7 protein-coding genes are annotated in these 8,854 nt (G+C 72.2%); 3 read left to right on the forward strand and 4 right to left on the reverse strand.

The features are described from left to right. Positions 1-240 precede the first annotated feature (240 nt). From VGR37_02465 to VGR37_02475, 3 genes are all read right to left on the reverse strand, one after another. Positions 241-1,086, reverse strand: coding sequence for a hypothetical protein (locus VGR37_02465; GenBank protein ID HEV2146254.1), 846 nt, complete (start codon positions 1,084-1,086; stop codon positions 241-243). A 148-nt stretch (positions 1,087-1,234) separates the two neighbouring features. Continuing rightward, a complete protein-coding gene (locus VGR37_02470) occupies positions 1,235-1,588 on the reverse strand; it encodes an ArsC/Spx/MgsR family protein (protein ID HEV2146255.1) in 354 nt (117 codons plus the stop codon). 90 nt (positions 1,589-1,678) lie between these two features. Continuing rightward, a complete protein-coding gene (locus VGR37_02475) occupies positions 1,679-2,935 on the reverse strand; it encodes a LeuA family protein (protein HEV2146256.1) in 1,257 nt (418 codons plus the stop codon). A gap of 289 nt (positions 2,936-3,224) precedes the next feature. Between VGR37_02475 and VGR37_02480 the strand changes: the two genes are divergently transcribed. Continuing rightward, positions 3,225-4,424, forward strand: coding sequence for a M20/M25/M40 family metallo-hydrolase (locus tag VGR37_02480; GenBank protein ID HEV2146257.1), 1,200 nt, complete (start codon positions 3,225-3,227; stop codon positions 4,422-4,424). Between the two features lie 121 nt (positions 4,425-4,545). On the opposite strand, the gene VGR37_02485 is transcribed toward VGR37_02480, so the two are convergent. Continuing rightward, complete coding sequence (locus tag VGR37_02485) at positions 4,546-5,547, reverse strand: sugar phosphate nucleotidyltransferase (protein HEV2146258.1); 1,002 nt, start codon at positions 5,545-5,547, stop codon at positions 4,546-4,548. Positions 5,548-5,772: 225 nt separating this feature from the next. Between VGR37_02485 and VGR37_02490 the strand changes: the two genes are divergently transcribed. Both VGR37_02490 and lon read left to right on the forward strand, forming a co-directional pair. Continuing rightward, complete coding sequence (locus VGR37_02490) at positions 5,773-6,147, forward strand: DUF1499 domain-containing protein (protein HEV2146259.1); 375 nt, start codon at positions 5,773-5,775, stop codon at positions 6,145-6,147. Between the two features lie 29 nt (positions 6,148-6,176). After that, a complete protein-coding gene (gene lon, locus VGR37_02495) occupies positions 6,177-8,669 on the forward strand; it encodes an endopeptidase La (GenBank protein ID HEV2146260.1) in 2,493 nt (830 codons plus the stop codon). The last annotated feature ends 185 nt before the right edge of the window (positions 8,670-8,854 follow it).

Genomic DNA, 8,854 nt, shown 5'->3' on the forward strand with positions numbered 1-8,854 from the left:
GCGCAGTGGGAGCCGGCCAACGTGGCCTCTGCGCCTGCGGCGCTCCGGCCTTCGCCGACTCCCCCTGCTGAGGGGAAGATGAAGAACGTTTTACAACCAGCACTCCCATAACCACTGGTACCGCCAGCGGGGGCTACTCAGGGCTTCGCTCTCGCGCTGCGGAGACGACGCGCTGACGCCCTGCCGTTCTCCCCCTTTCTCCCCCTTGCGGGGGAGAGGGGGCCGGGGGGAGAGGGGGCCTCAGAACCCCGCCACCTCCCGCAGGTAGCGGCCGTACCCCGTGGCGCCCGCTCCCGCCTCCGCACCCTGCCACCCCCGGAACCGGGCCGCCGGATCCCAGAAGCACTCCCTCGCCGCCGGATCCGGGACGTCGCTCCTCCACCCGGCTTCCCTGGGCCCGATGCACTCCTCGCCGCTCCCGTGCGGGAACGGGTGCGTGCGGCTCCCGGCGTTCTGGCGCGGGGAGGCCACCGGGAAGCGGTAGGCGGTCCGGTTGCCGCGGCACCCGTCGTAGCCCCAGTGCCCGGTGTCGCACTCCGCCGCCGTGGGATAGCCGCCGTGCTTGCCGTGCGCCACCCACACCAGGGGGGCGCCCCGGCGCACGCCGTCCGCCCAGGAGAACCGCTCCAGGCCGCGTCCCTCGTACCACCGGCAGCGTCCGGCGGAGCGGCCGTGGCAGTGCGCGGAAAGGAAGACCCGCCGCGTCTCCCAGCGCGCCGTCCGCGGGTCGAAGGCCACGTCCAGGGCGACCATCTCCGAGTCGCCTGCGTGACCCTCGCAGACCGACGGCGTCAGCCGGCAGACCGGCAGGCTCCACCCGCAGTCGCGGTAGTACGCCGGCATGTACGCGATCCGCAGCCCGTCGCCGGAAGGCCGACGTTGGACGGCGTACAGGTACTCACCTCCGATCCGGCCAGGGGCGACGCTCTCGTCCCACCCGCACTCCCGCTCGTCTACCCGCAGCACCGGCGCGAACGCCGCCGCGAGGTCGTGCTCGCAACGGTCGAGCACGCCGTCGAGGTCCCGGTCCGCGGAGGCGCCTCCGGCCAGGCACTCCGCCTCCGTCCAGCCGACCGCCAGCGCCATGGGCGATGCAGCTCCGACGGCCGCGATGCGCCCGGGGACGTGGGAAGGAGCGGAGCCCCCTGTGCCTCCGCAGGCCAGGGGGATGCAGGCCAGGAGCAGGGCGGCTCCTGCAGGAACGGCCCGCATGGATGGGACGAACACCGCCGGATCAGCCCCCGACCAGCTCGTCGATCCGCTTCATGGAGAAGCCCGCGGTCGCGCGGTCGCCGTTCACGACCACGGGGCGCGTGATGAAGGTGTACTCCTCCGTCATCAGCCGGAGCATCTCCTCCTCCGACAGCACCCGCTCGTGCAGCCCCAGGGCGCGGTACTTCCGGGCGCGCCGGGAGAAGAGCGTGCCGGCGCCGCCCACGCGCTCCGCCAGCTCGCGCACCTGGCCCTCCGAAAGCGGCTCCGTCTTGACGTCGTGGAAGCGCTCCACCTCCACCCCCCTCTTCTCCAGGTACGCCACGGCCTTCTGGCAGGTGGAGCAGTGCGGCAGGCCGTACACGGTGACGGGCATCGAAGCTCCTGGTTTCCGAATGAACGGGGCCGCCCCGAACCATGGAGCGGCCCCGAAAATTTCAGGCAAAGGGGCCTGCAGCTCAGGCCGTCACGCGGCCGTGTCGGCGGACGCGCGGTACTCCGCGCAGAGGGCGTGCACCTCCTCGTCCGAGAAGGTGTGGTCGCACCCCTTGGCCGCCTCGAACACGTGGTTGCAGAGCCCCTCGTCCGTGACGTCGTACCCGTGCTGGGAGAGCCAGTAGCGCACGTTGGAGATTCCGCTCATGTGCGACACGTCGATCCGCTGCCGGAGCCCGAAGAGTCCCGCCGGCACCCCCGAGTAGACGCGGTCGGCCAGCCAGGAGTCGCCCTTGGCCTCGGCCTTGATGATGGCGGCGGCGTGCACCCCCGTGCCCGTGCGGAAGGCGTCGCCGCCGAACACCGGCCAGTTGTAGGGGAGCGGCACCTGGCACGCCTCCGCCACCAGCTCCACGTACTCGCGCAGCTTCGACAGGTCGCGGTCGTGCAGCCCCAGGAGCTTGAGGTTGACGAGGAGGAGGTCCATCTCGGTGTTCCCGCAGCGCTCCCCAACCCCGAGCCCGGTGGCGTGCACCCGGTGCACCCCTTCTTCGATGGCGGCCAGGGTGTTGGGGATGGCGAGGCCGCGGTCGCGGTGCCCGTGCCAGTCGATCTTCACGTCCTCGCCGCTGGGCTCCACGATCTCCTCGCGGACGAAGCGGACGAGCTGCCGCACCCCGTCGGGGGTCGCGTGGCCCACCGTGTCCGCCAGGCAGATGCGGCGCGCGCCGCAGCGGATGGCGGTGCCGTAGAGCTGCTTCAGCGTCTCCGGGGCGGCGCGGGTGGTGTCCTCGGTCACGTACATCACCGGGAGCCCCTCGCGGACCGCGAAGCCCACCGCCTCCTCCGTCGCCCGCAGCATCCGGTCGATCGTCCAATCCTCCGCGTACTGGCGGATGGGCGAAGAGCCGATGAAGGTCGCCGCCTCGATGGGGATCCCCACCCGCTGCGACACCTCCACGATGGGCCGCACGTCGGCGATGACGGTGCGGGCGGCGCAGTTGGCGGAGATGGGGAGGCGGGCGTCGGCGATCTCGCGCGCGAGCACCTCCACGTCCTGCACGGCGCGCGGGCCGGCGCCGGGGAGCCCGATGTCGGCGGAGTGGATCCCCAGCTCGGCCATGAGGTGGAGGAGCCGGACCTTGTCCTCGATGCGCGGGTCGGTGACCGAGGGGGACTGGAGGCCGTCGCGTAGCGTCTCGTCGTCCAGCTCGACGGTGCGGACCTTCCCGTAGTCGAACGAGCCGTGCACGGTGTTCCAATCGAAGATCAGGTCGCGCTCGAGCATTCGATCCCTCACGAGGACGTTTCAGGGCGGGAGCGGCAGGGCGCGCGGAGCGGCCCGCCGCGGCGGACACGGAAGGGCGCGGCCGCCGGAGCGACGCTCTCCGGCGGACGGCGCACCGTTAACATATCATGCTCGCCGGGCGCGCGGAACCCGGTATTTGGCGCCCATGAGTGCCCGCGACCGGGCGATGGGCATGGCGCACCGCGGCATCCGCACGCGTCGATTGACAGACGCACCCCCGGGGGCGATGATTCCGCGCCCCCGAACGCCGGTCCACGCAGCGCAGCCCATGCACCTCGACGCCCTTCTCGCCCACCCCGACGTGCGCCGCGCGCGCGCCCGCATCCACGAAACCGACGACGAGACGCTCCGCGAGCAGGTGGCGCTGGTGCGCGTCCCCGCCCCCTCGCTCGCGGAGGCGGAGCGGGCCGCCCGGGTGCGCGATCGCTTCGCGGAGCTGGGGCTGGCCTCGATCGAGGAGGACGCCGTCGGAAACGTGCTCGCGGCCCTCCCCGACCCCACGGCGCCGGAGAGCGAGCCGGTGGTCGTTTCCGCGCACCTGGACACCGTGTTCCCCGCGGGGACCGACCTGACCCCCCGCTACCAGGACGAGCGGATCTGCGCGCCCGGGATCACCGACAACGGGCGGGGCCTGGCCGCGCTCCTCGCCATCGCGCGTGTGCTGCAGGAGGCGGGGATCCGCACCGTGCGCCCGCTCGTCCTGGCCGCCACCGTGGGAGAGGAGGGGATCGGCGACCTGCGGGGGGTGAAGCACCTCTTCCGCGAGGGCGCGCCGCTGCGCGGGGCCGCCGCCTTCCTGTCGCTGGACGGCTCCGGGACGGGCCGCATCGTCCACCGGGCCATCGGCTCCCGGCGGCTGCGGGTGACGGTGCGGGGGCCCGGCGGCCATTCGTGGTCCGACCGGGGCGCCGCCAACCCGGTGCAGGCGCTGAGCGCCGCCGTGGTGGCGCTCGGGGGGGTCCGGCCGCCCGCCAACGCCCGCTCCGCGCTGACCGTGGCGCGGATCGGCGGCGGCACCAGCGTCAACTCCATCCCCGCCGAGGCCTGGGCGGAGGTGGACATCCGGAGCGACACCCCCGGCCCGCTGGCGCGGCTGGAGGAGCAGCTCCGCCACGCCGTTGCGGACGCCATCGACGCCGAGAACCGCGGCCGCTCGCGCCGCGGCCCCGGCCTGGCCGCGCAGATCGACCTGATCGGAGACCGCCCCTCCGGCGAGACCGACGCCGACTCCGCCCTGGTCCGCGCCGCCGTGGCCGTGACCCACGCCCTGGGCGACAACCCGGAGCTGGCCGCCTCCTCCACCGACTCCAACGTGGCGATCTCCCTGGGGATCCCCGCCATCACCATCGGCGCGGGCGGCGAGTCCGGCGGCGTGCACACCCTGGGCGAGTGGTATTCCAACCGCGGCGGCCCGCGCGGCATCGAGCGCGCGCTGCTGGTCACGCTGGCGGTGGCGGGGGTGGGGTAGAACAGAGTGCGAAGTGAGAGGTGCGAAGTGCGAAACAGCGCCCCCGCCGGGAGGTTCCCGGCGGGGGCGTCGTCGTGAGGACGGGCTCCTGCTGTTCACTTCCGCACTTCGCACTTCGCACTCACGCACTTCCCCCCAGCTCCAGCACCGAGTCGTCGCCTACGTCCACCTTCCCGTTGACGCCGCGCAGCACCACGTTGCTCCCCACCAGCGACTCGGAAAGGTCGCTCCGCTCGATCACGGTCTTCTCGCCGACGATGGTGTCGCGCAGGCGCGAGCCGCGCACCGTCGTGCCGGCGGAGAGGGTCACGTTGGGGCCGATCTCCGCGTCCTCCAGCTCCACGCCCTCGGCCACGTGCACCGGCTCGTGCACGGTCACGTTCTTCCCGTCCGCGGGGCTCCGCCCGCGCGTGGTGGAGAGGACGTGCAGGTTGGTCTGCAGCAGCGTCTCCGGCTTCCCGGCGTCGTACCACCCCTCGATGGCGATGGTCTTGATCTTCGCCCCCTGGTCCACCATGTACTGGAAGGCGTCCGTCAGGTAGAACTCGCCGGACGGGCCGGGCTGCGTGTTCATCACGTGGTGGATCCCCTCGAAGAGCAGCTTCCAGTCGCGGATGTAGTACAGGCCGATGTTGGCGAGCTTCGAGACGGGCTCCTTCGGCTTCTCGATGATCTGCCGCATGTTGCCCTGCTCGTCGGTGACGATCACCCCGAAGCGCTGGTAGTCCTCCACCTCCTTGGCCCAGATCACCCCCGCCACGTCCTCCGGGAGCCGCTTGACGATGGAGAGGTCCGCGTCGAAGAGCGTGTCCACGAAGATGATGAGCAGCTCGTCCTCGGCGTACGGCTCGGCGAGCGCCACCGCGTCCGCGGTCCCGTTCTGCTCCTTCTGCTCCACGTAGACGGCGTCGAAGTCGGGGTACTCCCGCTCCATGTACTCCTGGACCTTCTCCTTCAGGTGGCCGGTGATGACCACCGCCTCGTTCACCCCCAGCTCGCGGAGGTCGTCCAGGATGTAGCTCATCACCGGCTTGTCCCCCACCCGGAGGAGCGGCTTCGGCGTGACGTGGGTGTGCGGGCGCAGGCGGGTGCCCTTGCCGGCGAGCGGGATGACGACTTTCACTCTGGCTCCTCCGTCCGGATCGGCGATGGCTGTGCTCGGGGATGGCGTTCAGCGCCCCGCCCGGCGAGCAGGTTTCGTACCCGGCCGGCGCGGGGGGCGCATCATACCACGCGCCGCGTCCGCGCGTCAAATCGCCCGCAGCCCGGGTGCGGTGTGGCTGTCGCTCGCCCGCCTCGCGCCGTACATTCGGGGTCCCGGTCCTCCCCTCCGCCCTGCCGAGCCGCCATGCGCCTGCCCCGCGCCCTGCGCACCAACCGCGCCTACACCCATCCGGAATCCCGCGACCCGCGCCTGCGGGGGCGGACGTACGACGTCGCCTTCGCCCGGGTGTGGGAGGCGGCCCTGGCGGAGGTGGAGCGGCGGAAGTGGAAGGTGCTGGAGGCGAAGCCGGTGGAGGGCGAGATCCACGCGGAGGCCCGCACCCGGGTGTGGAAGTTCACCGACGACGTCTGGATCCGCCTGTCGCTCGACCCCGGGGACGGCCGGACACGCGTCGACATGGTCTCCGCCTCGCGCGTGGGGACGGCCGACCTGGGGACCAACGCGCGCAGGATCGCCCGTTTCTTGCACGCGCTCGACCGCCGCCTGCGCACCAAGTGATTGAAAGACTTGAGCATAGAATCAGAGCGATGACTCCATCCAAGCCACGAAGCGACCTCCCCGAGCGGGTTCTCCTCCTCCCCGTGCGCAGCACGGTGGTCTTCCCGCAGGGTGCCACCGCGCTCCAGATCGGGTTCGAGCCCAACGTGGAGGGGCTCAACGCCCACCCGGAGCCGGAGCTGATCGTCGGAATCGTCTCCATCACGGAAGAAGCGCCCGCCGCGGACGCGCCGCTGGATCCCGCGTCCATGCAGAAAGTGGCCGTGTTGTCGCGCGTGCTGGACCGGCTCAACCTTCCCGGGGGGACCGTCCAGGCCACCCTGCAGGGGCTCCGGCGGGTCCGGCTGGAGGACGTACGGCTGGAGGACGGCTACTACACCGGCGCCTTCCGGCCCGTGGAGGAGGCCCCGGCCGACGAGGCGGAGGCGGAGCGGATCGTCGAGCGGATCCTGCAGACCGTAGTGGGGGTGGCCGCGAAGGTGGAGCGGATCCCCAACGAGGTGCCGCGGATCCTGCGGATGAACCTGGGCGATCCCTCCCGCTTCGCCGACCTGGCCGCCTCGCTCTGCCACTTCAACGTCCCGGACCGCGACGCCGTGCTCCAGGAGCTGGACGTGGCCGAGAGGCTGCGCTTCGTCCTGCAGCGCCTGGAGGACACCTGGGAGCGCGTGCAGACCATCGAGGAGGAGGACCGGCTCGTGGGGAACGCCGCCGCGGAGGCGGTGCAGTCGCGCACCCCGGGCGACCGCCGCGCCCACATCCGCAAGCGGATCCAGGCGCTCCAGGCGGAGCTCGGGGAGATGGATCCCGCCGAGCGCGAAGCGGACGAGATCCTCCGCCGGGCGGACCGCGCGCAGCTCCCCGCCCGCGTGGCCGCGGTGGCCCGCCGCGAGACCGAGCGCCTCCGCGCGCCCGGCACCACCCTGTCCGAGGCCACCGAGATCCGCAGCTACCTGGACCTGCTCCTCTCCGTCCCGTGGGCCGCCACCTCCGGGAGCACCGAGATCGACCTGGACGCGGTGGAGCGGGCCATGACCGAGGAGCACCTGGGGCTGGAGGAGGCCAAGCGCCGGGTGCTGGAGGTGCTCGCGGTCGCCCGGCTGCGCGGCGACCTGTCGGGGCTGATCCCCTGCCTGGTGGGTCCTCCGGGGGTGGGGAAGGCCACGCTGGCGTCCTCCATCGCCCGGGGGCTGGGGCGCCCCCTGGCGCGGCTGGAGCTGGGCGGCCGCGGGGAGGCGCAGCTCATCGGCACGCGCCGCACCCGCAGCGGCGCGCAGCCCGGGAAGCTGCTCACCACCATCCGCGACACCGGGGTGCGCGACCCGGTGCTGCTGCTGGAGGAGATGGACGAGCTGGGGCTGGGGAACGTGGAGGGCGACCCGGTGGAAGCCATGGAGGAGTTCCTGAGCGCGGAGAAGCGCGACGCCTTCACCGACCGCCACCTGGACGTCCCGCTGGACCTGTCGGACGTCTTCATCATCGCCACCGCGAGCGACTTCTACCGCATTCCCCGGGACCTGCGCGACCACTTCATCGAGATCCGCATCGCCGGGTACACCCCGGAGGACAAGGTGACCATCGCGCGCGAGCGGCTCTTCCCCCGCATGCTCCTGGAGCACGGCTTCGAGCCGGACGAGGTGACCGTGTCGGACGAGGTGCTCCTCTTCCTCACCCGCGGCTACGCGCGCGACGCGGGGCTGGGGAACCTGCGCCGCTCGCTGGGCTCCATCTTCCGCTGGCTCGCCCGCGCCCGGGCCGAGGGAGAGGCTCCCGAGAAGACCGAGCTCTCGCGCGAGATGATTGAGGAGGTGCTGGGGTACCCCCGCTACATCGCCACGCCGGCCGAGAGCGCGCCGGAGGTGGGGGTGGTCACCGGGCTGGCGTGGACCGCGTCGGGCGGCGAGCTGATGTTCATCGAGGCGCTGAGGATGCCGGGGACCGGCCGCCTCATCATCACCGGCCTCCTGGGCGACGTGATGCGCGAGTCGGTGAACGCGGCGTACTCCTACGTGCGCTCGCGCGCGCAGCCCCTGGGGATCCCCACCGCCGCCTTCAACGACAACGACATCCACGTCCACTTCCCGCTGGGCGCCACTCCCAAGGACGGCCCCTCGGCCGGGGCGGCGGTCACGCTCGCCATCGCCTCGTCGCTCGCCGACCGCCCGGTGCGCCACGACGTCGCCATGACGGGCGAGGTGACGCTCCGCGGAAAGGTGCTGGAGATCGGCGGGGTCAAGGAGAAGACGCTGGCCGCGTACCGCGCCGGGCTGCGCGAGGTGATCCTCCCCACCGGCAACCAGCGCGACCTGCGCGACGTGCCGGACGACGTGAAGGAGGGGATGACCTTCCACTTCGCGGACCGGATGGACGAGGTCTTCGACCTCTGCCTCCTGGAGAAGGAGGCCCGCGGCCAGCGCCGCCGCGGCGCCGGCTCCCGAGGCGGCGAGCCCCGGGCCGCCGCCGACGGCGACGGCGAGGAGATGGCCGCGGAGGGCGAGGGGGAGGGACGGGAGCAGGGGTGAAGTGCGGGAGTGCGAAAGTACGGGAGTGCGAAGTGCGAAGTGCGAAACATGAGTCATCCCGGAGATTGAGGTCCGGGAGTTGAAGCAACAAACCCTCCGATGGGTCACATCCATCGGAGGGTTTGCTGTATGAAGACGATCGCCTCGGAGCATTGCAGCGCGTCGGCTCTCGCCTCCACACTCTC

The organism is Longimicrobiaceae bacterium, assembly GCA_035936415.1.
Lineage (GTDB): Bacteria > Gemmatimonadota > Gemmatimonadetes > Longimicrobiales > Longimicrobiaceae > JAFAYN01.